Raw genomic sequence first — 25,027 nt, forward strand, 5'->3', positions numbered from 1 at the left:
GAGACGATTATGAAGGTAAATCTCGGTACGGGAGCGCAGAACTCGCACGACTGGGACCGCGTCCTGGCAGGCGATTTCAGCACGCCGCCCGCGACGCCGGACTACACGTGCGTCCAGGCCGCACTGGCGCTCGGCGATCTCGCCGAACCACTCGGCTTCGACGGCATCTGGTTCCCCGAGCACCAGGGCACGCCATACGGTATGACGCCCAACCCGATTCAGGCGCTGACCTACTTCGCCGCGCGCACCGAACGCGTCAGCCTGGGCACCTTCGTGGCGGTCGCGCCGTGGTGGAACCCGGTGCGATTGGCGCATCAGATCGCGTACCTCGACATCCTCTCCAACGGGCGCTACAACACCATCGGTATCGGGCGTGGCGTGTCCAAGGCCGAGTTCGACGCCGTCGGTGTGCCCCGCGAGGAGAGCAGGCAGCGTTTCAACGAGACGCTCGACATCCTCGAACTGGCCTTCTCCGGCGAGCGTTTCTCCTATGACGGCGAGATCTTCAGCTTCCCCGAGATGTCGCTGCGCCCCGAGCCCATCAGCAAGGATCTGTTCTCCCGGATCTACAGCTCGTCCTCGACCGCAGAGTCGCTGGAGATCCTGTCGCGGCGCGGCATGGTGCCGCTGTTTGTCGGCAACAAGCCGATCTGGGATGCAGGCGAAGAGGTCCGCAAGGTCAACACCTTCCGCGCGGAGGAGGGCTTCGAACCCTGTCAGCCCAAGAACGTGATGTTCATGTACGTCACGGAAAAAGAAGACGAGAAGCTGGCCGCGCTGACCGAGCAGTGGATCTGGACGGCCAACCGGGACGTCAACGTGCACTACGGGTTCGCCGATGCCTCGAACTTCAAGGGCGTCAAGGGGTATGAGGCCTACGCGGCCCGCGAGGCGACCGCCACCGCAGTGCTCGCCTCGTCTGTGACCGGCGACCAGAAGAAGGGTGGGCCGCCCGGATACCACGCCTCCAACCTGCTGATCGGGACGCCCGAGGTGGTGTTCGAGAAGCTCAAAGCCGCGCAGGAAGCGTGCTCGTTCTCTGAGGTGACCATCGTTCCGCAGTTCGGCACCATGCCGTACGAGGATGCGTTCGAGAGCACCAAGCTGTTCGCACGGGAGGTGCTGCCCGCCGTGCACGAACTCGCGGCTCCGCTGCACGCCGCCGCGCTGCCGGAGAACGCGATCGTATGACCGACGTGAACACCTGCGGGCCCACCGATACCCCGACCGATATCGACATCCCCGCCATCCGGGAGAAGTACGCGCAGGAGCGCGCCAAGCGTCTGCGACCCGAGGGTGCCGACCAGTATCTGGAGCTTGAAGGCGATTTCGCCGATTTCTACGAAGTGGACCCGTACACGACGGCGACGGAGCGGGACCCGATCGCCGAGAACGTGGACGTCGTCATTCTCGGCGGCGGCTTCGCGGGGCTACTGGCCGGGGCGCATCTGAAGAAGGCCGGCGTCGAAGGCATCCGCGTCATCGAGATGGCCGGCGACTTCGGTGGTGTGTGGTACTGGAACCGGTTCCCCGGAATCCAGTGTGACAACGACGCTTACTGCTACATCCCGCTGCTCGAAGAACTCGATTTCATGCCGTCCAAGAAGTTCGCCGACGGAGCCGAGATCTTCCAGCACTGCCGCAACATCGGCAAGCACTTCGGCCTCTACGACGGCGCACTGTTCTCCACCCAGGTGCGCGACATGCGGTGGGAGGACGAGACGCAGCGCTGGCAGATCACCACCGACCGGGGCGACGACATCCGGGCCCGTTTCGTGGTGATGGCACAGGGGTCCTACAACCGCCCGAAACTGCCCGGGATCCCCGGCATCAAAGATTTCGCGGGCCACGTGTTCCATTCCGCGCGCTGGGATTACGACTACACCGGCGGTGACGCCGACGGCGGCCTGCACAAATTGGCGGACAAGCGCGTCGCGCTGGTCGGCACCGGAGCCACCGGCATCCAGCTGGTACCGCACCTCGGCCGCGATGCCCAGCAGGTCTTCGTATTCCAGCGGACGCCGTCGTCGGTCGACGAGCGTTCCAACCCACTCACCGACTCCGCGTGGGCCGCAACCCTGCAGCCCGGGTGGCAGGAAGAGCGAAAGCGCAACTTCCACAATTGGTCGCCGTTCGTCGGCGTGGTGTTCGGTGAGCCGGATCTGGTCTGCGACTTCTGGACTGAGCTCGGCCGCAACCTGACCGCCCGCATCGCGGGCAGCGATGATCCCGCGTCGGTGACCATCGAGCAGATCATGGCCTTCCGGGAAGAGGAAGACTACAAGATCATGGAGCGACTGCGCCGCCGCGTCGCCGCGATCGTCGAGGACCCGGACACCGCCGAAGCGCTCAAGCCGTACTACCGCTTCATGTGCAAGAGGCCGTCCTCCAGCGAGCACTATCTGGCGTCGTTCAATCGCCCCAATGTGACGCTCGTCGACGTGGCGGCGTCCAAGGGCGTGGAGAGACTGACCGAGAAGGGGATCGTCGCCAACGGTGTCGAATACGAGGTCGACTGCGTGATCTTCGCGAGCGGCTTCGAGATCTCCACCGAGATCAGCCGTCGATTCGCGGTGGACAGCATCGTGGGCCGCGACGGGGTGTCCCTGTTCGACCACTGGCAGAACGACTACAAGACGCTGCACGGCATGACCAGCCGCGGTTTCCCGAACCAGTTCTTCATGGGGTTCATCCAGGGCGGCGTATCGGCCAACACCACGGCGATGTTCGAACAGCAGGCCAAGCACATCTCCTACCTGATTGCCGAGGCTCAGAAACGCGGCGCCAGTACCGTCGAGCCCAGCCAGGACGGGCAGGACGCCTGGGTCTCGACGGTCCGCGGCTTGGCGATGGACAACTCGGCATTCGAACTCTCCTGCACGCCTGGCTATTACAACAACGAGGGACGCGGCGGCGCGGAACGGAACGGGTCGTTCCTCGGCGATTTCTACTCGCCCGGGTTCTACGCCTTCGATGATCTGCTCGCCGACTGGCGGGCCGAGGGCAACCTCGACGGACTGGAGCTGCAGCCATGACCACCGCGACTGTGCTCGACACCCGGGACATCAAGCCCCGCATCGGCACCGAGATACGCGCCGATAAGGCCGCACTGCTCTCCGGCGAGCATTCCGGGACCATCCGGGAACTGCTGGAACAGCGTGGCGTGCTGGTGTTCCCCCAGATCGGTTTCACCGACGATGAGCAGATCGCCTTCACCGAGACACTCGGAACCTTTGCGGCCGAACACTTCGGCGAGAAGCTGTACAAGGTGTCCCTGGACACCGAGGTGAACAAGCAGGCCGACTATCTCAAGGGATCCCTGTACTGGCATATCGACGGCACCATGAACGAGGTGCCGATCCTGGCCTCGCTGCTGCAGAGCGTGGCGCTGGGCAATCCGGACGAGGGTGACACCGAGTTCTGCAACACCTACGCCGCCTACGACGATCTGTCGGACGCGGACAAGGCGGAGATCGAGGACCTGCGCGCGATGCACTCGGCGTGGAACACGTTGTTCTACTACGACCCGGAGCCCACTGCCAAGACCCTGCGCCGGATGATGGCCATCGGGGATCGGGAGCTGCCCCTGGTGTGGACGCACAAGTCCGGCCGCAAGTCCCTGGTGCTGGGTGCCACGGCTCGTCACATCGTCGACATCGATTTCAAGAGAAGCGCCGAACTGCTGGTGCACCTGCGTGATTGGGCCACCCAGCCGGATTTCACCTATCGGCACAAGTGGACCGTCGGCGACCTGGTGATCTGGGACAACACCGGCACCATGCACCGCGCCACCCCGTATGACCCGAGTTCGGGGCGGCTGTTGCAGCGCACCAAGCTCGAGGGTGAGGAACCGTTCGCTTGAGTCTGAACTTCGATGGGCGTGTCGCCGTCATCACCGGGGCCGGACGCGGGCTCGGCCGGGAGTATGCGCTGCTGCTCGCTGCTCGTGGTGCCGCCGTGGTGGTCAACGACCCCGGCGGCAGCCTCACCGGTGACGGCTCCGACGCCGGTCCCGCGCAGCAGGTCGTCGACGAGATCCGCGCTGCGGGTGGGCAAGCCGAGGTCAGTACCGACTCGGTGGCCACCCCCGAAGGGGGCCGTGCCATCGTCGAGACCGCGATGCAACGGTTCGGCCGGGTCGACATTCTGATCCACAATGCCGGGACGGTGCGGCGCGGGTCATTGAAGGATCTGAGCTACGAGGATTTCGAGGCGGTTCTGGATGTGCACCTGCGCGGTGCATTTCACGTTGTCCGCCCGGCATTTCCGGTGATGTGCGCCGCCGGCTACGGGCGCATTGTGCTCACCTCGTCCATCGGTGGCCTCTACGGCAACCACAATGTGGCCAACTACGGTGTCGCCAAGGCCGGGCTGATCGGACTGTCCAATGTCGCGGCGCTCGAGGGTGCCGAACACGACGTCCGGTGCAATGTGATCGTCCCGAGCGCGGTCACCCGGATGGCCGAGGGTATCGACACGTCGGCATACCCACCCATGGGTCCCGAACTGGTGGCACCTGCCGTCGGCTGGCTCGCCCACGAAACCTGCTCTGTGACAGGCGAGATGCTGATTGCCATCGGTGGCAGGGTGGCCAGGGCGGTCATCGCCGAGACCCCGGGGGTGTACAGGCCGTCGTGGACCATCGAGGACGTCGCCGACAATATCGACGGAATCCGCGACACCGCGGAACCGGTGATCTTTCCCGTGGTGCCCGATGCCCACACCGACCACATCCGCTACAGCTTCGAGAAGGCACACCATGGTTGATGGACCGCTGGACGGGGTGCGGGTCGTCGACCTCACCGCCATGGTGATGGGTCCCTACTGCACCCAGATCATGGCCGACATGGGCGCCGACGTGATCAAAGTCGAACCACCACAGGGGGATAACACCCGATTCATCTCGGTGGGACCGTCGCCGGGGATGAGCGGGGTGTTCGTCAACGTCAACCGCGGCAAACGGGCGATCGTGCTGGATCTGCAGACCGAGGCGGGCAAGGCGGCGCTGCGCGGACTGATCGAGACCGCCGACGTGTTCATCCACTCGATGCGGGCCAAGGCGATCGCCAAGCTCGGATTCGGGTACGACGACGTCGTCGCGCTGAACCCGTCCGTCGTCTACACCAACTGCTACGGGTACGGGCGCCGAGGGCCGGACGCGGACCGGCCCGCCTACGACGACACCATCCAGGCCGAGTGCGGATTGCCTGCAGTGCAACAACAGTTGACCGGTGAGGCCAGTTACGTCGGCACCATCATGGCCGACAAGGTTGCCGGGCTGACCGCGTTGTACGCCACCATGATGGCGCTGTTCCACCGCGAACGCACCGGGGAAGGCCAGGAGGTGGAGGTCAGCATGTTCGAGACGATGGCCTCCTTCATGCTGGTCGAACACGCGAACGGGGCGATGTTCTCACCCCCGCTCGGGCCTGCCGTCTATCCGCGTACGGTGGCCCCCAACCGGCGGCCGTACGAAACCAAGGACGGCCAGATAGCGGCGCTGATCTACAACGACAAGCACTGGCGTGGATTCATCGACCGCGTGCAGCCGGCTTGGAACACAGTGGAATTCGACACCCTGGAGCAACGGGCCCGCCAGATCGACACGGTGTACGGGCTGGTGGCGCAGACGCTGAAGGAACGCACCACCGACGAATGGCTGGGCCTGTTCCGGGAGTTGGAGATCCCCGCCGCGCCGATCAACACCCCGGACGCACTGTTCGACGACCCGCACCTCAATGCGGTCGGCCTGTTCGAGACGGTGGACACCCCGCACGGCCCGGTGCGCTTTCCCGGTGTCCCGACCTGGTTTTCACGCACCCCGGGTCGGGTGCGCGGCTACGCGCCGGAACTGGGCGCCGACACCGAGTCGGTCTTGGCCGAGCTCGCAGCGGTGACCCTTCGGGCCACGGCACCGCCTGCGTGAGGCATCGCCCTTGCATGTGAGCGCGAAACGGCGCTCAACGTGCCGCGTGCGGTCGGCGTTACCTCTGTCCCCAGAGGCCCACGCCCCACACCGTCACCGAAGTCCTGGCACACCAACTGTCACCGATGTCCCGATCCAGAACTGTCACCCATGTCCTGGCTACATCACACTTGCGGACGGTGCGCTATGCGCGTAAGATCGAACACACGTTCGAATGAAATGCGCTCCCGATTGGATATGCGGGAGATTTGCCCGCGACGGTGTCGCTGAGAGGTTCGATGGTCCTTTCTGGACTGATCGAGCCAATTCGCCTTTTCTTGGCCCGAAATCTGCCCGCATGCACCTTCTTCGAGAGGTTGGGTATCTGGCATGGACGCCACCCATTTCGACACCTTCGTCAACGCGCTCATCGATGACCTGGCCCCGATGCCCGCGCCCACCGAGGATGCCGATCGCACGCTGTTTCATCTGCTCGACTGTCCCCGACGGGTGGTCGACGAACAGGCTCTACTCGCGGTACTGGCAGTCGCGGTCACCGCCCGGAATCTGTTCGATCACGTGATCGCCCAAGCAACCGCGGCCGCCGAGCGGCTCGGGATTCCGGGCCGCCGACACCTGCGCTCAGGAACCGATCTCCTGACCGGCCTGGGTGTGGCCCCCGGCGCGGCGACGCGGGCGGCACGGGTCGGGCGAGCCGCGCACACAATGCCGGCCGTCACCCAGGTGCAGCGTCTGGGTGGGCTCGGCATCGAATTCGCTGATGCTGTCGGTAAGGGCGTCATGCACATCGGTAGTCGAGTCGCGTTGTCCGATGACGATAGGGCGAAGGTGGTCACGAAACTGATGGTCCAGGCCACGCCCGCGGACGTCAGTAAGAAAGCCCGGGAGATCGCCATCGACCAAGTCTCGGCACGACTGGCGAGCGAGCGGACAGTTCCCGTCGCGGAAGACAGTGACCTCAATGAGATGACACTGGTGCAGAACGATGAGGGGCGGGTCAGCGCCACCCTCGATCTCGATGTCCTGACCGGTGAGGAACTGTTCGCAGCATTGGATCCGCTGTGCCGGCCCGTACCGCTGCCGGATGGTTCACCGGACCCACGATCGACGGGCAAACGCCGCGCGGACGCGTTCGGTCAAATGGTGCGCAGCTATCTGTCGAGCTCGAGTCGTCCGACCTCCGGTGGCGTGCTGCCGCACGTCACCCTGGTCCGGCCGGCCGCTGCAACGCCGGCAGGAGCGGGCGGGGACGGGTTCGTGGACTTTCTCGGTTTCACCGGGCCGGTCAGCACCACGACCGCCGACCTCATCACCTGTGACAGCTCGACTGGGCTGGTGATCGTCGATGACGCCGGCGCGCCACTGGACGTCGGACGCAGCGAGCGGCTTTTCCCGCCCAAGATTCGAAAAGCGTTGGCGGCACGCGACCGTGGGTGCGCCTTCCCCGGCTGCGGGAGACCGGTGTCGTGGTGCGACGCCCACCACATCGAGCCGTGGGGCGCCGGCGGCAACACCGGCGTCGACAATGGCGTGCTGTTCTGCCGGTGCCACCACACCGTGATCCACCACAGTGGCTGGCGGGTCTACCTGGGGCCTGACCGGCACCCCTGGTTCATCCCGCCGCATGATCCGGCCGGTCCTGAACCGCACCACCTGAAGTCGCACGCCCGACGTAGCATGACCGATTTGCACGCCGCGGCGTGACCGAGCCTGTTGAACCTTGACAATTACACAGTGAAGGTCTTGGCCAACCGGTCGGTGAGGATGGCAGCGAAGCGCGCCGGATCATCGAGGGTCCCGCCCTCGGCGAGAAGGGCTGTGCCATAGATCAACTCGGCCGTATCGCTGAGCCCGTCCTGCGACGCCGCCAACGCATCCCTCAGACCCGTCACGAGAGTGTGATCGGGGTTGAGTTCCAGGATGCGCTTGCCGACCGGCACTTCCTGACCCGATGCCCGGTACATGCGCGCAAGTTGCGGCGTGATGCCGAAGCTGTCGGTGATCAGGCAGGCCGGTGAAGACGTCAGTCGGGTCGACAGCCGGACCTCCTTGACGTGCTCGTCCAGCGTCTCCTGCAGCCAGGTGAGCAGTTCGGCGAAGTCCGGGCGGTCGGAGTCGGAAGCCGATCCGTCCTTGGACCCGAGGTCGACCTCGCCCTTGGCGACCGACTGCAGCGCCTTGCCGTCGAACTCCGGTACCGACTCGACCCATACTTCGTCGACCGGATCGGTGAGTAGCAACACCTCGTAACCCTTGGCCTTGAACGCCTCCAGGTGCGGTGACTTCTCCAGCAACTGGCGCGATTCGCCGGTGGCGTAGAAGATCTGCTCCTGGTCGTCCTTCATCCGCCCGACATAGTCGGTCAGGGTCGTCGTGTCATGGAGAGTCGACGCGAACGACGACAGCTTCAGCACTGTGTCGCGATTGTCGGTGTCGGAGAGCAGGCCCTCCTTGAACGCGCGGCCGAACTGCGCCCAGAACGTCGCGTAACCGTCGGGGCGGTTCGTCTGCAGGTCCTTGATCGCCGAGAGCACCTTCTTGGTCAGGCTGCGGCGGATGACCTTGATCTGGCGGTCCTGCTGCAGGATCTCCCGAGATACGTTGAGCGACAGATCCTGTGCGTCGACGACACCCTTGACGAACCGCAGGTACTCCGGCACCAGCTCATCACAGTCGCCCATGATGAAGACACGCTTGACGTACAGCTGCACGCCGGTGTGCCCATCGCGATTGAACAGGTCGAACGGGGCCTGCGACGGGATGAAGAGCAGCGCCTGGTATTCAAAGGTGCCCTCGGCCTTCATCGCGATGACGTCGAGCGGCTCGTCCCATGCGTGCGAGATGTGCCGGTAGAACTCCGCGTACTCCTCATCGGAGACCTCGCTCTTGGGCTTGGCCCACAGCGCGGTACGCGAGTTGAGCGTCTCTGTCTCCACGGTGGTGGTCGGCGCCGTGCCTTCTTCGGCGTCCTCCGGTGCCGGGACGGTCTTCTCGACCTCCATCCGGATCGGCCAGGAGATGAAGTCGGAGTACTTCTTGATCAATTCCCTGATCTTCCAGGGCGACGTGTAGTCGTGCAGCGAGTCCTCGGTGTCTTCGGGCTTGAGGTGCAACGTGACCGAGGTGCCTTGCGGGGCACCCTCTACCGCCGCGATCGTGTAGGTGCCGTCGCCACTGGATTCCCAACGGGTGGCGGTGCTCTCGCCGGCCTTGCGGGTCAGCAGCACCACCGAGTCGGCGACCATGAACGTCGAGTAGAAGCCGATACCGAACTGGCCGATCAGATCTTCGGCATCGCCGGCCTGTTGCGCCTCGCTCAGCTTGCGGCGCAGCTCGCCGGTACCGGACTTGGCGAGCGTGCCGATCAGGTCGACCACCTCGTCGCGCGTCATGCCGATGCCGTTGTCGCGGATCGTCAGCGTTCGGGCGCTGTTGTCGACCTCTATGTCGATGTGCAGGTCGGACGTGTCGACGTCCAGGTCCTTGTCCTGGTAGGCCGCCAACCGCAGCTTGTCCAGTGCATCGGAGGCATTGGAGATCAGCTCCCGCAGGAACGAGTCCTTGTTGGAGTAGATGGAGTGCACCATCAACTGCAGCAGCTGACGCGCCTCTGCCTGGAATTCCCGATGTTCGACCTGCTCAGTCACGCAGCCATCCTAAGACGCCGGCGGTCAGCCGAATTGCACCCCCTGAGCGAGCGGCAGATCGGACGAGTAGTTGACGGTGTTGGTGGCCCGGCGCATGTAGGCCCGCCACGAATCCGAGCCCGATTCACGGCCGCCGCCGGTCTGCTTCTCCCCGCCGAACGCGCCGCCGATCTCCGCACCCGAGGTGCCGATGTTGACGTTGGCGATACCGCAGTCCGAGCCGTCGGCGGCCATGAAGCGCTCCGCCTCCCGGATGTCGGTGGTGAAGATCGCCGACGAAAGGCCCTGCGGCACCTCATTGTTCAGGGCGATCGCCTCGTCCAGTGTGTCGTAGGTCAGCACATACAGGATGGGAGCGAAGGTTTCGTCGTGCACCACCGCGGTCTGCGCAGGCATCCGCACCACCGCCGGACGGACGTAGTACGAGCCCTCGCCGGCCGAGTCTCCGAAGTCGACGCGGTCACCGCCGACCACCTCGCCGCCGTCGGCGCGGGCCTGCTCCAACGCTCCCACCATGTCGCGATAGGCGCGTTCGTGCACCAGTGGGCCGACCAACGTGCCGTCGGCCGCGGGATTGCCGACCGGCAGGCTGCGGTAGGCGGCCGTGATCCGGGTGACCAGTTCGTCGACGACCGAGCGATGCGCGATGACCCGGCGCAGGGTGGTGCAGCGCTGCCCTGCGGTGCCCGCGGCGGAGAACACGATGCCGCGCAGCGCGAGGTCGAGATCGGCCGACGGCGTGACGATGGCGGCGTTGTTCCCGCCCAACTCGAGCAAGGCCTTGCCGAACCGCTGCGCGACGCGTGGGCCGACCTCCCGGCCCATCCGCACCGAGCCAGTGGCGCTCACCAGCGCGACCCGGGTGTCGTCGACCAGGAGTTCGCCGATCTCCCGGCCGCCCTGGATGAGTCGTGAGATATGCGCCGGGGCACCCACGTCGGAGGCGGCCCGTTCGATCAACGCCTGACAGGCCACCGCGGTCAGTGGTGTCAGCTCCGAGGGCTTCCAGACCACGGTGTCCCCGCAGACCAGGGCGACGGCGGTGTTCCAGGCCCAGACGGCCACCGGGAAGTTGAACGCGGTGACCACGCCGACCACCCCGAGCGGATGCCACGTCTCCATCAACCGGTGCCCCGGCCGTTCGGAGGCGATGGTCTTGCCGTAGAGCTGCCGGGACAGTCCGACGGCGAACTGGCAGATGTCGATCATCTCCTGCACCTCGCCGAGCGCCTCGGAGGTGATCTTGCCGGCCTCGACGGTCACCAGGGTGGCCAGGTCGGCCTTGTGTTCGATGAGCAGTTCACCGAGCCGCGCCACCACCTGGCCGCGGACCGGGGCCGGCGTGGTGCGCCACGTCGCGAATGCCTCGGCGGCCTGACCTATCGCAGTCCGAGCCTCGGCGGCAGACTGTTCGGCGACGGTGAACAGGACGTCACCGGTGATCGGAGTGCTTGCAGGCAGCCCGGTTTCGGATTCGGTGAAGTCTGCGCCGATGGCCTGCAGCGCCAGGCGCACCTGGTCACGAAGCTCCCCGGCGGTGGGCAGGGTGGAGTGCATGGTGGTCATGATGCCGCCTTCTCGTAGAGGTCGTAAGGGTCGTGGATGTGGTGGCCGATGGCCCCGGCCATCCAGTCGAGGCTGTAGTGGGCCGCGTCACCGCTGCCGATCTGGGCGTCGCCGTCGAGGTTGGATCGGAAGATGCCCGCCGCCGAGGCGGGCAGGAAGTCCTCGTAGACAACCGGTTTGGCCGGATCGCCACCGACGTAGTACGCCAGTCCGTCCGCTGCCATCTCGGCGTCGGTGGCCGGGAAGTGGTCTGCCCAACGGCCCGGATCGGTCATGGCGGCGTCGTAGCGTGCGCGGCCGAGCGGTGTGAGGGCCACCCCGCGGGCCTCGACCTCGCCGAATCGAACCCGCAGCGAGCCGTCGAACTCCGCGCCGTCGCGGCCGCGAAACCGCCGGGGCTCGGCCAGTGCGCGGAAGGACGTCTGCCGCAACAGCACGGCCGGTCCGTCGGTGCGCGGCGGTCCCTGGATCGCGTCGATCATGGCGATGCCGCGCGCGGACATCCGCCGATATAGTTCGTCGATGTCGAGGACCCGTGGGGTGAGGTGGTTGACGTGGGTGGTGGTGACACCGGCGATGTCGGCGGCCACGGCGGACACCGCACTCAACTCGTCGTACCAGGCCTTGTCGATGGCGGCGCGCGACAGCGCGAATGCCGCGGTGGCGCGGGCCACGAAGTCGCCGGCCAGGTCGTCGGGCGCACCACCGGCGGCAGCGATGCGCCGGGCGTCGGCGATCAACGCGGGGTCGAACAACTGCCGCTGCGCCACAAATCGGTTGACCCTGTCGCCCAGGTCGGGGTTGAAGAACCGGACGTCGGCAGTGGCCAGCATCGAGGTGAACACCCGAAAGGGGTTACGCTCCAGCTCTTCTGAATCGATGGGGCGAAAGGCGGTCGACACCACCGGCACCGGTGAGGCGGCCTCGCGCAGATCGTAGTAGCCGACGGGGTACATCCCGAACGCGGCGAAAAGATCGGCTACATCGGCCATTTCGGCCGGGTTGCCGACCCGGATGGCGCCGTGCCGCTCGGCGGTGACGCGATCGAGGGATCCCAGCCGTCCGTCACCCGCGCAGTCCCGGTTCACCTCGCCGCTGACCTGTACCAGGGTGGTGTATGCGGGGACCTCGGTGCCATACATCTGCGACAGGGCCGCGGCGAATGCGGCGCGCAACTGCCACATCTCGATCACGAGAGGTAGTCTCCGGCCATGGCCGATGCCGACCACCTCGACGATATCGACCGGGCGCTGGTGCGTGACCTCATCGCCGACGGGCGGGCGACGCTCGCGCACCTGGCAGCCACGGCGGGGCTGTCGGTGTCCGCCGTGCAGGCCCGGGTGCGGCGACTGGAGGCGCGCGGCGTGGTCACCGGGTACGCGGCGCGCATCGATCCCGAAGCGGTCGGCAACATGCTGTCGGCGTTCGTGGCCATCACCCCCCTCGATCCTTCTCAACCCGATGATGCGCCCGCGCGCCTGGAACACATCCCCGAGATCGCATCGTGCCATTCGGTCGCGGGCGACGAGAGCTACATCCTGCTTGTGCGGGTCGGGTCGCCGCGCGGGCTGGAGGATCTGCTGCAACGGATCCGGACAGCCGCCAACGTTCGCACTCGCAGCACGATCATCCTACAAACATTTTACGAAGGACGCGAATTTCTACCGTAAATATTCCGGTCTGCAATAGCTGAAACCGTAAAGATCGCGTTAGGATGGCCAGCATGACTGCTGTCCTGCCCGACCGTGACGTGACCCTCGCCGCTGCCGAGGTACCCGCCGTCCTGAGCCGCAGCATCCTGGCCGACGGTTTCGACTTCGTCCTCGACACCGAACGTTCGCAGGGTTCCTACCTGGTCGACGCCCGCACCGGCGACCGCTACCTGGACATGTTCACGTTCTTCGCGTCCTCGGCGCTGGGGATGAACCACCCGGCGCTGACAACTCCGGAATCCCGTGCCGAGCTGGGCGCCATCGCGGTGAACAAGCCGAGCAACTCCGACATCTACACGGTGACCATGGCGCGGTTCGTCGACGCCTTCACCCGGGTGCTCGGCGACCCGGCCCTGCCGCACCTGTTCTTCATCGACGGGGGGGCGCTCGCCGTGGAGAACGCGCTGAAAGTGGCGTTCGACTGGAAGAGCCGTCGTAACGAGTCGCTGGGACTGACCGCGGCGGGTACCCGCGTCCTGCATCTGCGCGGTGCCTTCCATGGCCGCAGTGGCTACACGATGTCGCTGACCAACACCGATCCCAACAAGGTCGCGCGCTTCCCGCAGTTCGACTGGCCGCGTATCGACGCGCCCTACCTGCGACCCGGCGCGGACCCCGCTGCGCTGGAGGCGGAATCGCTACGGCAGGCCCGCGCGGCCTTCGAGGCGCACCCGCACGACATCGCATGTTTCATCGCCGAACCGATCCAGGGTGAGGGTGGCGACAGGCATATCCGTCCCGAATTCTTCGTCGCCATGCGGGAACTGTGTGGCGAGTTCGACGCGCTGCTCGTGTTCGACGAGGTGCAGACCGGCTGCGGGATGACCGGTTCCGCCTGGGCCTACCAGCAGTTGGGCGTCCTTCCGGACGTGGTGGCGTTCGGCAAGAAGACGCAGGTATGCGGGGTGATGGCCGGCGGCCGGGTCGACGAGGTGCCCGACAACGTGTTCGCGGTGAGCTCGCGGATCAACTCGACCTGGGGTGGCAACCTCACCGATATGGTCCGGGCCCGGCGCATTCTCGAAGTCATCGAATCCGACGACCTGATGCACAACGCCCGCCTGTTGGGCGGCCATCTGCTGGACCGGTTGCGGGACCTGGCAACCGAATTCCGCGACCAGGTGCGCGATCCGCGCGGCCGCGGCCTGATGTGCGCGTTCAGCATGCCGACTGCATACGCACGCGATGAGCTGGTGCGCCGGCTGTGGGACCGGCACGTCATCATGCTGCCCAGTGGGGTGGACTCGGTACGGTTCCGGCCGGCGCTGACGGTCTCCCGCGACGAGCTCGATGCCGCGGTCGACGCTGTGCGGGACGTATTGGGTGCGATGCAGTCACTCTGAGTCGTCGACGACGAGACCGCGGATCACCGATCTGAGCCCGCGCAGTTCAGAGCCGCCGACCAGGGTGCAGCCGTGCTGTTCGGCGAGTCTGCGTGCGGCCGGGGTGAAATCGTGGTTGGTGACCACCAGGGTGCGACTGCAGTCGTGCATCGGCGCCCCGGCGACCACCTCCTGCACCGCGCCAGCGCCCACCGGCCGGGACCGTCGCTTACATTGGACGGCAAGACGATTCGGTCGTTTGCCGACGATCAGGTCGACACCCCAGTCGCCGGTCACCGGTGTCATCATCACCGGATGGCCTCCGGTGCGGGCGATTCGGGCCACGTAGTCCTCGAACTCGGTGCCCGACATGTCAGCGATCGGGTCTTCGCGTGGCGACGGTGTGCGCAGCCCGCGCAGGGCGCCGAGCAGGAAATGCGGTGCCATCACGGCAACGGCGGCAGCGGCCAGTGACCATGGCACTCCCGCGCCGAGTAGATATGTCGTGATACCGGCGGCCAGCGCCAGTACCGTGTAGATCCGCACCCTCACGCCCGAAGCGTAACCGCGGAACCCGACAAATCCGCTGGGTCAGCCCTGCAGACGCCGCCATACCCGCGCCGGCGTCATCGGCAACCGGTACATCCGCGCCCCACACGCCCGGGCGATGGCGTTGGCCAACGCCGGCGCCACCGGGTTGTACGGCGACTCGCTCATCGACTTCGCGCCGAGCGGGCCGAGTTTGTCGTAGGTGTCCGCGAAGTAGACCTCGGTCACCGGAAGGTCGGCGAGTTGCGGAATGTGATAGTTGCGCAGCGTTGTGGTGGTCACCTTGCCGCGCGCATCGACCCGGATCTCCTCGAACAGGGCGGTGCCGATGGCCTGCGCCACCCCGCCTTCCACCTGGCCCCGGCACTGCTCGGGATTCATCACCACCCCGGCGTCGGCGGCCTGGATCGACTGCAGGATCCGCACCTCGCCCGTCTCGATGTTCACCGCCACCCGGAAGCCGTGCACGTTGAACGCCACCGATCGCGGGGTGCCCTCGTGCCGGCCATGGCCGACCAACGGGCGTTGGGCGGCACCGGATTCGAGTGCCTGGCGGAGCTCACGGCACGCCGACTGCACGGCCAGTCCCGCGACCACGGTGCCCGCCGACCCGAACGCGCCGGTGTCGTAGGCGGTGACGTCGGTGTCGGATTGCCGCAGCCGCAGCCGGTCGGTGGGCACACCGAGAGCCTCGGCCGCCAGGCTCAGGTGCACCGTCGATGTGCCGTTGCCGAATTCGGCGGTTCCGACCGACAGCGTGTAGATGCCGTCGGCGTCCAGGGACACCGAGGCATCGGAGTAGTGGCCCCGCGGGGGGATGGTCGCGATCATCGCCACCGCCATGCCCTCGCCGATGCGCCACTGCGGGCCGTCCGGCGGTTCGGCTCCGTTGCCGCGGGCCAGAGCCGCCTCGGTGAGGTCCAGGCACTGGTCCAGGCCGTAGCTGCCGAACGTCAGATCGTCCTCGGCCACATGCGAATCGACGAACGCATCACCGGGCACGATGACATTTCGGCGGCGCAGGTCGAACGGATCGATCCCCAGGCGGGCCGCCAATTCGTCGAGCGCGGACTCCACGGCGAAGATCACCTGTCCGAGGCCGTACCCACGGAAGGCACCGGACGGCAGGTTGTTGGTGTACACGGCCTGGGCGTCGACCCGCTTGTTCGGGCAGCGGTACACGGCCATCGATTCCCCGCAGCCGTGGAACATGACCCCGGGGCTGTGGTTGCCGTACGCACCGGCATCCATCAGCACGTCGATGGCCATGGCGGTGAGGACGCCGTCGGCGCCCGCGGCCACGGTGGCCGCCACCTGGTAAGGGTGCCGGCAGGGCGCGGCGATGAATTCGTCTGTGCGGCTGAACTCGTAGCGCACCGGTCGCCTCAGGCGCAGCACCGCCAGCGCCACCACGTCCTCGGTCAGCATCTCCTGCTTCCCGCCGAAGCCGCCGCCCACCCGGCGGGTGAACACCCGTACCTGCGACGGGTCGAGACCGAACACGTGGCACAGTTCGTCGCGCACCAGGAACGGCACCTGCGAGCTGGTGCGGACGACCAGCCGGCCCGCCTCGTCGACCCAGCCGGTGCTGCCATGGGTCTCCAGATGGCTGTGCTGGACGCGCTGGGTGGACCAGCGGCCACGCACCACGTCGCCCCCGGCGCGCTCGGCGTCGGCGACCCCGGCGCCTACATCACCGACACCGCCGTGTAATTCGGCGACGATGTTGCGCTGCGGGTCGGCGATCCGCGCGGACGAACCCTTGTCGCCGTGCACCAGCGGGGCGCCGGGTGCGCGGGCCAGGTCGGGGTCGAACACCGCCGGCAGTTCGGCGTATTCGACCGTGATGGCCCCGCAGGCCCGTTCGGCGGCGGCGACGCTGTCGGCCACCACGGCCGCGACGCGCTGACCGATGAAGCGCACGGTGTCGTCGAATACGAAGGTGTCGTCGGGGTCATCCGTGCGGTTCTCGTGCCGGGCGGTGGAGAACGCCACGGGCGGGCTGTCGGCATGGGTGAGGATCAGGTGCACACCCGGAACGCGTTGTGCAGCAGAGGTATCGACGGACACGATGCGGGCGTGAGCCACCGGGCTGCGCAGCACGGCCAGATGCAACAGACCCTCGGGTGTGTGATCCATGGTGTACTGCTCGGTCCCGGTGACGACGCGGCGTCCGGCCGGTGCGCCGGGGGAGTGCTCGCCGGTGTTGACGGTTCCGGCGAGGGCGTCGGTGATCGCCCGGTAGCCGGTGCACCGGCACAGATTTCCCTTGAGCGCCTGCGGCAGGTCGGTGCGCTGGTCCTCGGTGAGTGTCGAAGCGGTGGTGACCATCCCGGCCGTGCAGAAGCCGCACTGGAAGCCCGCGGCCTCCACGAACGCCCGCTGCACGGGATGGAGATCCTCTGGGGTGCCCAGCCCCGCGACGGTGGTGATCGCACGCCCGGCGGCCCGAAAGGCCGGGTATACGCACGAGTGCACCGCCGTGCCGTCGACCAGGACAGCGCAGGCGCCGCAATCGCCGCCGTCGCAACCCTTCTTCACCTCGAAATGGCCGTGGTCACGAAGATGGGACCGCAGGCACTGGCCGGGCCGCGGGTCGCCTTGGGCGGCTTGGCCGTTGATGATCACGGGGCAAGCTCCGCGGCCACCTGCTGGGCGAGCACCAGGGTCATGGCGGCCCGCCAGTCCGGGTCGCCGTGGGCATCATCGGTCCAGGCGTCGTCGGGGATCTGCGCGTGTGCCGCCCGCACGTGGTCGGGTCCGGGTAGCGCAGGGAAGTCGAAGGTGTACGGGCGCACCGTTGCGGCTGTCACCGACAGGACGAACCGGCCGTCGGTGTCCTGACGCCCGATGACCACCACGCCGGACCGGCCCAGGGGCGAGGGGGCCAGTTTGCGAAATGCGGTTTGCGCCTGCAGGGCGTGAGCGGGCAGGAACACCGATCGCACGATCTCGCCGGGGGCGAGCGCGTTGGTGGCCTCACCGGTGACGAATTCATCTACCGAACAGTGGTATTCGGTGCCGTCGGGCCGCCAGACCGTCACCGTTCCCGACAGCGCCGACACCATCGAGATCATCGCGCCGGCGGGGAATGCCAGGCAGAGGTTGCCGCCGATGGTGGCGGTGTGCCAGATCTTGAACGAGGCCAGCAGCGCGGTGCAGCATTGGTGCAGCAGTGGAACGCCGAGTTCGCGGGACAGCTGCGACACCTCGGCGACCGTGCAGGTGGCGGCCAACTCGACGCCGTCGTCGCGGCGGGTGACCGCCTGCCAGCCGAGGCAGGTGAGATCGACCAACCGGGTCAGGTAGGGCTGAGGTTCGGAGAACAGCCAGGTGCCCCCGGCCAGCACGGCGTCGCCCTGGCTCAGCGGCCAGAGCTCGTCGCGGTGCCGCGGGGTGTCGATCACCTCGACGTTGTTCAGGTCCACCTGTCGACGGTAATCAAGTGCAGCCCAGACCGCATGCCAAATAAGTGCAACCCTTCGGTTGCAGACGTTCCAGTAATGTGCAACTCTGAAGTTGCACATAACGGAGACACTGCCAGGAGACGACATGGACACACTCGCAATCACGCGCAGCATCGACATCAGCGCACCCATCGACCGGGTGTGGAGGGCGCTCACCGAGGCGGATCTGATCGCGCAGTGGTTCGGTGACGCCTGCGAGTTCGAGGCCGTGGCCGGCGGCACGGGCTACTTCGGCTGGGAGAAGCTGGGGAAGCACCGGGTGGTCGTCGAACACATCGAAGCGCCAAGGGTTCTGGTGTACCGCTGGGCGCAGGCCGGTGATGTCGAACCGGTGCCGGGCAATTCGACGGTGGTGCGCTTCGAACTGACGGAGATCGAGGGCGGCACGCGCCTGGATCTGGTGGAGACGGGTTTCGAGGAACTGGAGGATCCCCAGGACTCGCTTGCCAACAACACCGGCGGGTGGACCGCCGAACTGGCCGATCTGGTGGAGTTCGTGCAGGCCGGGGTGTGACAGCCGTCCCGGTGGTACTGGCCGTGCTGGCCGACGAAACACGCTGGCAGATCCTCACCGAACTCGGCGCACAGGATCTGTCGGCCAGTGCGCTCGCGACCCGAATGCCGGTGAGCCGACAGGCCATAGCCAAACACCTGGCCGTCCTCGCCGACGCGGGACTGGTAGAACCCGTGCGCGTCGGCCGTGAGGTTCGCTATCGCGCGCTGGGGTCCAGACTCAGCGCTCTGGCGGGCGAGTTGGACCGGATCGGCCGGCAATGGGATCGCAGGCTGGCCGCGATCAAACGGCTCGCCGAAGGCGACGGTTGGGACGAGCCTTCCTAACCGGCGGCTACGGATCTACCCTGGAAGAAGCCCGTTGTTTGGGCGGACGAGGAGGGTTGCCATGAAAGGCCCCAAAGATCCTGTCGATCACACCCGCACCACCCGCCCGCATGCCGGTGAATCCATGAAGGACAACGTCATCATGCCTGCGCTCATCCTGATCGGGGTGGCGCTGGTGTTGTTCGTCGCGAGTCTCGCCGCGTTCGCGACCCGGCATTTCGATGTCGGCTTGACCGTGGCCCTGCTGTCGGCTGCGGGCATGCTGATCGGTGCGCTGTGGCTGGCGCTGGAACACGTCAGGGTGCGACGCATCGAAGATCGTTGGTATGCAGCACATCCCGAGGCCAAACGCCAGCATCCCAACAGCTGAACACCCAGCCCAGCAGCCCGTGAGTGGGGTCTGCTGGGCTGGGTGATTCCCCTCGTACCAACGGGTCAGCGGTTCTGGTGAGCCCGCTGGCGCGCCTCGGCGGCCTGCTCGCCGCCACGCGCGGCCTCGGCTTCCGCTTCCTTCTTGGCGACGTCGCGTTGCGCGTCTGCCTTGTCCTGCTGAGCCTTGCCCTCTTCGGTGAGATCGTCGTGACCCGTCACGGTGCCCACGGCTTCCTTGAGCTTGCCTTTCACGCCTTCGACGACGCCGCTCAAGCCCTCTTCGGGTCCAGTCTTCTTGTCAGTCATGTCTACCTTTCCGCTACCGGAGTGGATTGGTGCCATGCACGAGGTAGTCGCCGTGCATGCCTCGAGGGTGCCCTTCACGTGGCGGACGCAAACCCGGGCTCGGGCGTGGTTTCGCTCAGTGGACTGCCGGGTACTCGGCCCGCACTGGATTCGACTGATGGAGGCTCCTCATGTTCCGGGGACTTTTGGGCACGATCGTGTTGGTCTGGCTGTTGGTCGGGGTGCTGGCCGCCTGGCAGCGCGACTATTTCCACACCGGCCAAACCAGCTGTGCGACTGCGGGTCAGATCGGCCTCACCGTCTTGGCCGGCCCGCTGAACTACATGGGCGTCAATCCCAAGGTGGTGGACTGCCGGCTGCCGGAGCCGAGCGCGATGGCATCCGTCGGTGAGGTGAGTGTCGCGTGATCGTCCTCGGAGCCATCCTGCTCATTCTCGGCCTGATCCTCAACATCTACGTCCTCTGGGTCGTCGGCGTCATCCTGCTCGTCATCGGTGCGGTGTTCTGGCTTCTGGGTTTGTTGGGTCGCCCGGTCGCCGGCCGGCGCTCCTGGTACTGACCGACTGCGTCTCGACTCCGGCCATGGGCGTCGATGTCGACCATCCCGAGCGGGACCATCGGTGGAACACCGAGGCCCGCGGCGAGACGGCGGCGCAACGGCTGGACCGAAATTGGTCGGGGCTACTCCAGGAACTGAGGGTGGTCGAGACCGGGGTGCAGTTGCTCACCGGGTTGCTGCTGACGCTTCCCTTCCAGAACCGGTTCGACCGTCTGGACGACCAGATGCTCGTGGTCTATCTGGTGACCGTCGGGTGTTCCCTCGGCGCGACGATTCTGTTGGTGGCGCCGATCGGCATGCACCGCTTGATGTTCCGGCAGCACCGACTCGATGTCATCGTTGCCGGCGCACACCGGCTGGCCTACTACGGTCTCATCCTGTTGGCCTTCGCCCTGGTCGGTGTCGCGGTACTGATTTTCGACGTGGTCCTGGGGTTCGAGGCCGGACTGATCGCCGGCGGCGTCACGGCGTTGGCGTTGATCGGACTCTGGCTGGTGCTGCCGCTGGTGCTGCGGACCCGGCCGCCGCTGAGTTTGTGAGGGCAGGGGGCCGGGTACCTGGGGAACATGACCAGCTTTGGGTACACGCTCATGACCGAACAGGCCGGACCCAAAGAATTGGTGCGCCACGCCGTGGCCGCTGAGGACGCCGGTTTCGAATTCGAGGTGTGCAGCGACCATTTCTCGCCATGGCTGGCGGCTCAGGGCCACGCGCCCAATGCCTGGGCCGTGCTGGGGGCGGTGGCCCACGCCACCCAGGAGGTCGGGCTCTGCTCATACGTGACCTGTCCGACCATCCGTTACCACCCCGCCGTGGTGGCGCAACAGGCCGCCACCGTCCAGATCCTCGCCGACGGCAGGTTCACCCTGGGCCTCGGTAGCGGCGAGAACCTGAACGAACATGTCGTAGGACAAGCGTGGCCCACGGTGGACAAGCGCATCGACATGCTCGCCGAAGCCATGAAGATCATCCGGGAATTGTTCTCCGGCGAACTCGTCGACCATCGGGGCGAGTACTTCGAGGTCGCGTCGGCGCGGCTGTGGGACGTGCCGGATGTTCCGGTGGCGCTTGCCGTGTCGATGACGGGGGACAGGTCGGTCGAGAAGCTGGCCGACTTCGCCGACCACCTCGTCCAGACCGAGCCGGACGGTGACGTCGTCAAGAAGTGGCGAGGTCGCCGTCAGACAGTGGGACTGCCCGACGGGCGTGTCATCGGCCAGCTGCCGATCTCGTGGGATCCCGACCGCGACAAGGCGATTGCGCGTGCCCATGACCAGTTCCGGTGGTTCGCCGGGGGCTGGTCGGTGAACGCCGATCTGCCGACGACAGCCGGCTTCGCGGCTGCGAGCCAGTACGTCCGGCCCGAAGACGTCGCCGAATCCATCCCGTGTGGTCCCGACTTGGACGCCATCGTGGCGGCGGTGAAACCCTTCCGCGACGCCGGCTTCACCGACGTCGCGCTGGTGCAGGTCGGCGGGGACACTCAGGAACAGTTCCTGGCCGAGGTTGCTGAGCCGCTGCTGGCCGCCCTGCGTGCGGAGTTCGGATGACCGACCGCCACCAGGTGCAGGTGATCGCCGGCGGTCCGGTGATCGTCGAGGGGCCGGTGTCGATCGAATTGCCCGACGGACAGACGGTCGAGTCAGACCGCTTCAAAGTGGCGATCTGCGCCTGCCGCCGGTCCAGGACCTATCCGCTGTGCGATACGAGTCATCGCAACAAGATCCGGAAATCAATCCAGCGGCAACAGGAGTGAGCTCCGCTGGTTGCGCCAGCTCTTCATCAGGTGCTCAGCCAGCCGATCTTCGACGAGTTCGAAGGCGCGGATGCCGAGCACCACGTCGGGCTCAAGTCCTGGTTCCCGTTGCAGCAGGTCACCGACGACGTCATTGCGCACCACCTGTTCGTGCACGGCGTCGGCCTCCACGTGCTCTTCGTAGAACCGCGTGCACAACTCTGGGGCGCTCATCCGATCCAGCGCATCGGCGAGGCGCTGTGAGCCCGGGGATGAGGTGATCTCGGTCGCGGCGAAATGCCCGACGGTCGCACCGCGCAGCCCACGATGCAGTCCGAACATCGACATGAGGTTGACGACGGCGAGAGCTTCGGCGGGCACGGCCTCCAGATAGGCCAGATAGCCCGCATCGAGACCGGCCGCCGCCATCAGGTCCGCGAACAGCCGCTGGTGCACCTGCGATCCCCGGCCACCGCCGTACTCGTCGAACTCGACGGCGACGAATGAGGCCTTGGCCTGACCGACCAACCGCGGGATCGCGAAGGCGTGCGGGTCGGCCTCCTTGAGGTGGTAGATGGACCGGTGCACGAAGTACTCCCGCATCTGGGCCCAATTGCCCTCGCCGAGCAGGAAATGCGACGGACCGTCCCCGTCGACGGGCTCGGCAGACAGCCGGTCCATCTCGGCGGCGGCGCTCACCTGAGTCACGTCGCCGATCTCGCGCCGGATGTCGGCCAGGAATGCCGCCTCCAGCGTGCCGCGCAGCGCCAGCAGCGGTGGGTCCCACTCGAACTCGTCACCGACGCCGTCGAACCCGCGATAGAACAGTTCGTAGCAGACATGCAGCGCGAGGTGTAGATCCATGCCTTCCGGATCCGATTCGGGCAGTACGGATTCCGGCGCTGCGGGCAACGCGCGCACACCCGTCAGGTGGTTGATGACGGCATCGGACAACGGACCTGCCGGTGCGGGCAGGCCTCGGGTGATGGTGCTCATCGTCAGATCTGCTGGCGCAGCCGGTGCCAACCCGAGGAAAGCTGATCGCCGCTCTGCTCGAAGGCGGCCTCTGCCTGCTCGTAGGCGGATTCGGCGAGTTCGGTGCCGCGCTTGCGGGCCTTCTCGGCGAGTGGCGCGGCACGGTCGATGGCGGTCTCGGCGAGTTCGGTGCCGCGCTTGCGGGCCTTCTTCGCCACCGGCGCGCCCTTCTCCAGCGCCGTGGCGGCCAGGTCGCGGCCACGCTCGGCACCGACGGAAAGCCCATGGCCCACCTTCTCGGCGAACTCGGAATCCAGCGCGCTGTCCGATCCGGGGAGGGCGTTGCTGACCGCGTCGGACACCCGCCGCGCGGCGCGGCGTCCCCGCCAGCCCAGCGACGGCTTGCCCGCGGTGTCGGCCGAAGCCAGCACGAGGCCGCCGATCAGGCTGAGGTCGGTGAGGAAGCCACGGCGCTTGGTGGCCTTGCGCTCCGGGTCGGTTTCGTTCCAGAACATGTGATCGCCGAGATTGCCCGGGACGACCGTCAGCGCCAACAGCCCCGAAGCGACCCGCGGGATGCGTCCGGTGGCCAGCAGCAACCCCGCGCCGATCTGGACGCCGGCGTTGACCCGCGCCACGGTGGCCGCGTCGGTCGGCACCTTCTGGGACACCGGATCCGGCAGTGTCTGAAGGCCTTCCAGCGTCGGCCGCACGATGTCGGAGGCGGACTTGGTATCAAGAAGGGTCTCGACGCCCTGGCCGATGAACGCGACGGACAGCAACGGACGGGCGACTCTACGCAGCAACATGGGGAGGGGATTCCCGGCGAGGCGTGCGTCGAAACATGCTGGACCTCTTTCCTTGCGCTGCAAGGCCGTACGGGCTCAGCCGCCGGTGCGGTGCAGCCGATCCTGCACCTTCTCCTGGTCGTCGACCTCGTGGTCCTCGATGCCCATGACGTCCTCGGTGGCGTCGGAGTCAGCGCTGATCAATTCATCCAGCTTGATGAGGATGGCGCGGGTCTCGCGGTTGGTGGTGTGCTGGAGCACGAACAGCATCGGCAGGGTGACCATCGCCGCCGTGGTGTGGATCGCGATCTGCCACGAGTGGCCGAAGCCGGTGACGGCGCCGAGGACGAGGTACGCCAGTACCGCTGCTGTCACGATGGCCGCCGCCCAGCGCGAGCCCACCGCCCGGGACGCGTAGGTGAGCAGGCGGGTGACGGGATGGGGGCGGTCTGGGGTCGGCATAACGCGTCCTTCCGTGCCGGGACGTCGTGGTACCCCCTTGCGACGGGCGCCAAACCGGGCCGGTGCTCACGTTTGAACCCCGGCATGAGCCGGGTATGACACCGCCATGGCAAGGTCAGGCCATCATCGGACCGAGGATGATGAACACCACGGCGTACACGCCGGCAACGATGAGCAGCAGCGCGGCGAACGCGATCGCCACCGCGACGAGGATGTTGCGCCGCGTCTGAGGCTCGATCTTGTTCATGGCGGACGGATACCCGCCGTACCCTCGGGTCACACACGTATCGGGCGGTGTAGTCCAATTGATTGACGGCATAACGATGTGGGGTAGCCTCCGTGCAGATACCCCGGGAGGTCAGATGACTGGGATTAGCGGCGACGACGGCGTGCCGGCCTCAGGCGACCGGTCTGTCGAACTCCGGGTGGCCGCGAGGCTGGAGAATCTAGCGGTGCTTCGGACGCTCGTCGCGGCCGCGGCGACTTTCGAGGATCTGGACATCGACTCGGTCGCCGATCTGCGCCTGGCAGTCGACGAGGCCTGTACCCGGTTGATCCGGTCGGCGGCGCCCGAGTCCGTTCTGGTGGTCCAGATCGATCCCGGCGACGAAGCCGTGACCGTGCATGCGTCGACGACCTGCGACGGTGACGACGCGGTCGTCACTCCCGACAGCTTCAGCTGGCACGTCTTGCGTTCGCTCGTGTCCGACGTGCGGACCTTCGCGGATGGCCAACACTCCGGCGGCGGCCGCGTGGTCGGAATCTCCTTGACCGCGAAACGAGTGGGCCTGCTGCAGTGAC

At 66.7% G+C, this 25,027-nt stretch carries 28 protein-coding genes; 17 read left to right on the forward strand and 11 right to left on the reverse strand.

Annotated elements, in window-relative coordinates; genetic code table 11:
- The first annotated feature begins 9 nt into the window (after positions 1-9).
- The 6 genes from AC1DY7_RS05915 to AC1DY7_RS05940 all read left to right on the forward strand — a co-directional run bounded on the left by AC1DY7_RS05915 (position 10) and on the right by AC1DY7_RS05940 (position 7,630).
- Positions 10-1,191 carry an LLM class flavin-dependent oxidoreductase gene (locus AC1DY7_RS05915; protein WP_477492738.1) on the forward strand — a complete coding sequence of 394 codons (1,182 nt, stop codon included), beginning with the start codon at positions 10-12 and terminating at the stop codon, positions 1,189-1,191.
- The gene (locus tag AC1DY7_RS05920; RefSeq protein WP_477492739.1) at positions 1,188-3,035 is read left to right on the forward strand and encodes a flavin-containing monooxygenase; all 1,848 of its coding nucleotides are present in this window, start codon (positions 1,188-1,190) and stop codon (positions 3,033-3,035) included. The genes AC1DY7_RS05915 and AC1DY7_RS05920 overlap by 4 nt, the downstream gene beginning before the upstream one ends.
- On the forward strand, positions 3,032-3,862 hold the full coding sequence (locus AC1DY7_RS05925) for a TauD/TfdA dioxygenase family protein (protein WP_477492740.1): 831 nt from the start codon (positions 3,032-3,034) through the stop codon (positions 3,860-3,862). The genes AC1DY7_RS05920 and AC1DY7_RS05925 overlap by 4 nt, the downstream gene beginning before the upstream one ends.
- Complete coding sequence (locus tag AC1DY7_RS05930) at positions 3,859-4,767, forward strand: SDR family NAD(P)-dependent oxidoreductase (protein WP_477492741.1); 909 nt, start codon at positions 3,859-3,861, stop codon at positions 4,765-4,767. The genes AC1DY7_RS05925 and AC1DY7_RS05930 overlap by 4 nt, the downstream gene beginning before the upstream one ends.
- The gene (locus tag AC1DY7_RS05935; RefSeq protein ID WP_477492742.1) at positions 4,760-5,926 is read left to right on the forward strand and encodes a CaiB/BaiF CoA transferase family protein; all 1,167 of its coding nucleotides are present in this window, start codon (positions 4,760-4,762) and stop codon (positions 5,924-5,926) included. Before AC1DY7_RS05930 ends, AC1DY7_RS05935 begins: the two co-directional genes overlap by 8 nt.
- Positions 5,927-6,295: 369 nt before the next feature.
- A complete protein-coding gene (locus AC1DY7_RS05940) occupies positions 6,296-7,630 on the forward strand; it encodes an HNH endonuclease signature motif containing protein (RefSeq protein WP_477492743.1) in 1,335 nt (444 codons plus the stop codon).
- A gap of 23 nt (positions 7,631-7,653) precedes the next feature.
- On the opposite strand, the gene htpG is transcribed toward AC1DY7_RS05940, so the two are convergent.
- Genes htpG through hglS form a run of 3 tightly spaced genes read right to left on the reverse strand, consistent with a single transcriptional unit; the run spans position 7,654 to position 12,323 of the window.
- On the reverse strand, positions 7,654-9,573 hold the full coding sequence (gene htpG, locus AC1DY7_RS05945) for a molecular chaperone HtpG (protein WP_477492744.1): 1,920 nt from the start codon (positions 9,571-9,573) through the stop codon (positions 7,654-7,656).
- Between the two features lie 24 nt (positions 9,574-9,597).
- The gene (gene amaB / locus AC1DY7_RS05950; RefSeq protein ID WP_477492745.1) at positions 9,598-11,139 is read right to left on the reverse strand and encodes an L-piperidine-6-carboxylate dehydrogenase; all 1,542 of its coding nucleotides are present in this window, start codon (positions 11,137-11,139) and stop codon (positions 9,598-9,600) included.
- Positions 11,136-12,323 carry a 2-oxoadipate dioxygenase/decarboxylase gene (gene hglS / locus AC1DY7_RS05955; protein ID WP_477493207.1) on the reverse strand — a complete coding sequence of 396 codons (1,188 nt, stop codon included), beginning with the start codon at positions 12,321-12,323 and terminating at the stop codon, positions 11,136-11,138. Before hglS ends, amaB begins: the two co-directional genes overlap by 4 nt.
- Before the next feature lie 27 nt (positions 12,324-12,350).
- Here hglS and AC1DY7_RS05960 point away from each other — a divergent pair, with 27 nt between their 5' ends.
- On the forward strand, positions 12,351-12,809 hold the full coding sequence (locus AC1DY7_RS05960) for an Lrp/AsnC family transcriptional regulator (protein WP_477492746.1): 459 nt from the start codon (positions 12,351-12,353) through the stop codon (positions 12,807-12,809).
- 53 nt (positions 12,810-12,862) lie between these two features.
- Positions 12,863-14,194: an L-lysine 6-transaminase gene (lat, locus tag AC1DY7_RS05965; protein WP_477492747.1), complete on the forward strand. Its 1,332-nt coding sequence runs from the start codon at positions 12,863-12,865 to the stop codon at positions 14,192-14,194.
- Here the strand turns inward: lat and AC1DY7_RS05970 are convergent.
- The 3 genes from AC1DY7_RS05970 to AC1DY7_RS05980 are packed head-to-tail and all read right to left on the reverse strand — an operon-like array spanning position 14,186 to position 18,150.
- Complete coding sequence (locus tag AC1DY7_RS05970; RefSeq protein ID WP_477492748.1) at positions 14,186-14,725, reverse strand: restriction endonuclease; 540 nt, start codon at positions 14,723-14,725, stop codon at positions 14,186-14,188. The genes lat and AC1DY7_RS05970 overlap by 9 nt on opposite strands.
- Positions 14,726-14,764: 39 nt before the next feature.
- Positions 14,765-17,350: a molybdopterin-dependent oxidoreductase gene (locus AC1DY7_RS05975; RefSeq protein WP_477492749.1), complete on the reverse strand. Its 2,586-nt coding sequence runs from the start codon at positions 17,348-17,350 to the stop codon at positions 14,765-14,767.
- A complete protein-coding gene (locus AC1DY7_RS05980; RefSeq protein WP_477492750.1) occupies positions 17,347-18,150 on the reverse strand; it encodes an FAD binding domain-containing protein in 804 nt (267 codons plus the stop codon). The genes AC1DY7_RS05975 and AC1DY7_RS05980 overlap by 4 nt, the downstream gene beginning before the upstream one ends.
- A 124-nt stretch (positions 18,151-18,274) precedes the next feature.
- On the opposite strand from AC1DY7_RS05980, the gene AC1DY7_RS05985 reads away from it, so the two are divergent.
- The 3 genes from AC1DY7_RS05985 to usfY all read left to right on the forward strand — a co-directional run bounded on the left by AC1DY7_RS05985 (position 18,275) and on the right by usfY (position 19,399).
- Positions 18,275-18,703 (forward strand): SRPBCC domain-containing protein, encoded by a 429-nt coding sequence (locus AC1DY7_RS05985; protein ID WP_477492751.1) that lies wholly within the window; start codon positions 18,275-18,277, stop codon positions 18,701-18,703.
- Complete coding sequence (locus tag AC1DY7_RS05990; RefSeq protein WP_477492752.1) at positions 18,700-19,029, forward strand: ArsR/SmtB family transcription factor; 330 nt, start codon at positions 18,700-18,702, stop codon at positions 19,027-19,029. The genes AC1DY7_RS05985 and AC1DY7_RS05990 overlap by 4 nt, the downstream gene beginning before the upstream one ends.
- 61 nt (positions 19,030-19,090) lie before the next feature.
- Positions 19,091-19,399 (forward strand): protein UsfY, encoded by a 309-nt coding sequence (gene usfY / locus AC1DY7_RS05995; RefSeq protein WP_477492753.1) that lies wholly within the window; start codon positions 19,091-19,093, stop codon positions 19,397-19,399.
- Between the two features lie 65 nt (positions 19,400-19,464).
- On the opposite strand, the gene mbp1 is transcribed toward usfY, so the two are convergent.
- A complete protein-coding gene (gene mbp1 / locus AC1DY7_RS06000; protein ID WP_477492754.1) occupies positions 19,465-19,707 on the reverse strand; it encodes a microaggregate-binding protein 1 in 243 nt (80 codons plus the stop codon).
- 170 nt (positions 19,708-19,877) lie between these two features.
- On the opposite strand from mbp1, the gene AC1DY7_RS06005 reads away from it, so the two are divergent.
- The 5 genes from AC1DY7_RS06005 to AC1DY7_RS06025 are packed head-to-tail and all read left to right on the forward strand — an operon-like array spanning position 19,878 to position 22,022.
- Entirely contained in the window at positions 19,878-20,114 is a 237-nt protein-coding gene (locus AC1DY7_RS06005) for a hypothetical protein (RefSeq protein ID WP_477492755.1), read from the forward strand.
- Entirely contained in the window at positions 20,111-20,266 is a 156-nt protein-coding gene (locus tag AC1DY7_RS06010; RefSeq protein ID WP_477492756.1) for a DUF6131 family protein, read from the forward strand. The genes AC1DY7_RS06005 and AC1DY7_RS06010 overlap by 4 nt, the downstream gene beginning before the upstream one ends.
- 23 nt (positions 20,267-20,289) lie before the next feature.
- The gene (locus AC1DY7_RS06015) at positions 20,290-20,805 is read left to right on the forward strand and encodes a DUF6328 family protein (protein WP_477492757.1); all 516 of its coding nucleotides are present in this window, start codon (positions 20,290-20,292) and stop codon (positions 20,803-20,805) included.
- A 27-nt stretch (positions 20,806-20,832) separates the two neighbouring features.
- Positions 20,833-21,816, forward strand: a complete 984-nt coding sequence (locus AC1DY7_RS06020; protein ID WP_477492758.1) for an LLM class F420-dependent oxidoreductase — start codon at positions 20,833-20,835, stop codon at positions 21,814-21,816.
- Entirely contained in the window at positions 21,813-22,022 is a 210-nt protein-coding gene (locus tag AC1DY7_RS06025; protein ID WP_477492759.1) for a CDGSH iron-sulfur domain-containing protein, read from the forward strand. Before AC1DY7_RS06020 ends, AC1DY7_RS06025 begins: the two co-directional genes overlap by 4 nt.
- On the opposite strand, the gene AC1DY7_RS06030 is transcribed toward AC1DY7_RS06025, so the two are convergent.
- The 4 genes from AC1DY7_RS06030 to AC1DY7_RS06045 form a co-directional block, all read right to left on the reverse strand.
- The gene (locus AC1DY7_RS06030; RefSeq protein WP_477492760.1) at positions 21,999-22,997 is read right to left on the reverse strand and encodes an iron-containing redox enzyme family protein; all 999 of its coding nucleotides are present in this window, start codon (positions 22,995-22,997) and stop codon (positions 21,999-22,001) included. The genes AC1DY7_RS06025 and AC1DY7_RS06030 overlap by 24 nt on opposite strands.
- A gap of 2 nt (positions 22,998-22,999) precedes the next feature.
- Positions 23,000-23,785: a DoxX family protein gene (locus AC1DY7_RS06035; protein WP_477492761.1), complete on the reverse strand. Its 786-nt coding sequence runs from the start codon at positions 23,783-23,785 to the stop codon at positions 23,000-23,002.
- A 75-nt stretch (positions 23,786-23,860) separates the two neighbouring features.
- A complete protein-coding gene (locus AC1DY7_RS06040; RefSeq protein WP_477492762.1) occupies positions 23,861-24,226 on the reverse strand; it encodes a low affinity iron permease family protein in 366 nt (121 codons plus the stop codon).
- A 115-nt stretch (positions 24,227-24,341) separates the two neighbouring features.
- On the reverse strand, positions 24,342-24,473 hold the full coding sequence (locus AC1DY7_RS06045; protein WP_477492763.1) for a hypothetical protein: 132 nt from the start codon (positions 24,471-24,473) through the stop codon (positions 24,342-24,344).
- Between the two features lie 115 nt (positions 24,474-24,588).
- On the opposite strand from AC1DY7_RS06045, the gene AC1DY7_RS06050 reads away from it, so the two are divergent.
- The gene (locus AC1DY7_RS06050; protein WP_477492764.1) at positions 24,589-25,026 is read left to right on the forward strand and encodes an ATP-binding protein; all 438 of its coding nucleotides are present in this window, start codon (positions 24,589-24,591) and stop codon (positions 25,024-25,026) included.
- Position 25,027 lies beyond the last annotated feature (1 nt).

The sequence above is a fragment of the Mycobacterium sp. P2_H7 genome (assembly GCF_056403275.1).

What these genes read in the sequence shown, in the direction of transcription:
- AC1DY7_RS06025 (WP_477492759.1), top strand. Translation starts at nt 21,813, where the DNA reads ATGACCGACCGCCACCAGGTGCAGGTGATCGCCGGCGGTCCGGTGATC.
- AC1DY7_RS05960 (WP_477492746.1), top strand. Translation starts at nt 12,351, where the DNA reads ATGGCCGATGCCGACCACCTCGACGATATCGACCGGGCGCTGGTGCGT.
- AC1DY7_RS06035 (WP_477492761.1), bottom strand. Translation starts at nt 23,785, where the DNA reads ATGTTGCTGCGTAGAGTCGCCCGTCCGTTGCTGTCCGTCGCGTTCATC.
- usfY (WP_477492753.1), top strand. Translation starts at nt 19,091, where the DNA reads ATGAAAGGCCCCAAAGATCCTGTCGATCACACCCGCACCACCCGCCCG.
- AC1DY7_RS05920 (WP_477492739.1), top strand. Translation starts at nt 1,188, where the DNA reads ATGACCGACGTGAACACCTGCGGGCCCACCGATACCCCGACCGATATC.
- AC1DY7_RS05915 (WP_477492738.1), top strand. Translation starts at nt 10, where the DNA reads ATGAAGGTAAATCTCGGTACGGGAGCGCAGAACTCGCACGACTGGGAC.
- AC1DY7_RS06040 (WP_477492762.1), bottom strand. Translation starts at nt 24,226, where the DNA reads ATGCCGACCCCAGACCGCCCCCATCCCGTCACCCGCCTGCTCACCTAC.
- AC1DY7_RS06030 (WP_477492760.1), bottom strand. Translation starts at nt 22,997, where the DNA reads ATGAGCACCATCACCCGAGGCCTGCCCGCACCGGCAGGTCCGTTGTCC.
- mbp1 (WP_477492754.1), bottom strand. Translation starts at nt 19,707, where the DNA reads ATGACTGACAAGAAGACTGGACCCGAAGAGGGCTTGAGCGGCGTCGTC.
- amaB (WP_477492745.1), bottom strand. Translation starts at nt 11,139, where the DNA reads ATGACCACCATGCACTCCACCCTGCCCACCGCCGGGGAGCTTCGTGAC.
- AC1DY7_RS05985 (WP_477492751.1), top strand. Translation starts at nt 18,275, where the DNA reads ATGGACACACTCGCAATCACGCGCAGCATCGACATCAGCGCACCCATC.
- AC1DY7_RS06005 (WP_477492755.1), top strand. Translation starts at nt 19,878, where the DNA reads ATGTTCCGGGGACTTTTGGGCACGATCGTGTTGGTCTGGCTGTTGGTC.
- AC1DY7_RS05925 (WP_477492740.1), top strand. Translation starts at nt 3,032, where the DNA reads ATGACCACCGCGACTGTGCTCGACACCCGGGACATCAAGCCCCGCATC.
- AC1DY7_RS06020 (WP_477492758.1), top strand. Translation starts at nt 20,833, where the DNA reads ATGACCAGCTTTGGGTACACGCTCATGACCGAACAGGCCGGACCCAAA.
- lat (WP_477492747.1), top strand. Translation starts at nt 12,863, where the DNA reads ATGACTGCTGTCCTGCCCGACCGTGACGTGACCCTCGCCGCTGCCGAG.
- AC1DY7_RS06015 (WP_477492757.1), top strand. Translation starts at nt 20,290, where the DNA reads ATGGGCGTCGATGTCGACCATCCCGAGCGGGACCATCGGTGGAACACC.
- AC1DY7_RS05935 (WP_477492742.1), top strand. Translation starts at nt 4,760, where the DNA reads ATGGTTGATGGACCGCTGGACGGGGTGCGGGTCGTCGACCTCACCGCC.
- AC1DY7_RS06045 (WP_477492763.1), bottom strand. Translation starts at nt 24,473, where the DNA reads ATGAACAAGATCGAGCCTCAGACGCGGCGCAACATCCTCGTCGCGGTG.
- AC1DY7_RS06050 (WP_477492764.1), top strand. Translation starts at nt 24,589, where the DNA reads ATGACTGGGATTAGCGGCGACGACGGCGTGCCGGCCTCAGGCGACCGG.
- AC1DY7_RS05940 (WP_477492743.1), top strand. Translation starts at nt 6,296, where the DNA reads ATGGACGCCACCCATTTCGACACCTTCGTCAACGCGCTCATCGATGAC.
- hglS (WP_477493207.1), bottom strand. Translation starts at nt 12,323, where the DNA reads ATGTGGCAGTTGCGCGCCGCATTCGCCGCGGCCCTGTCGCAGATGTAT.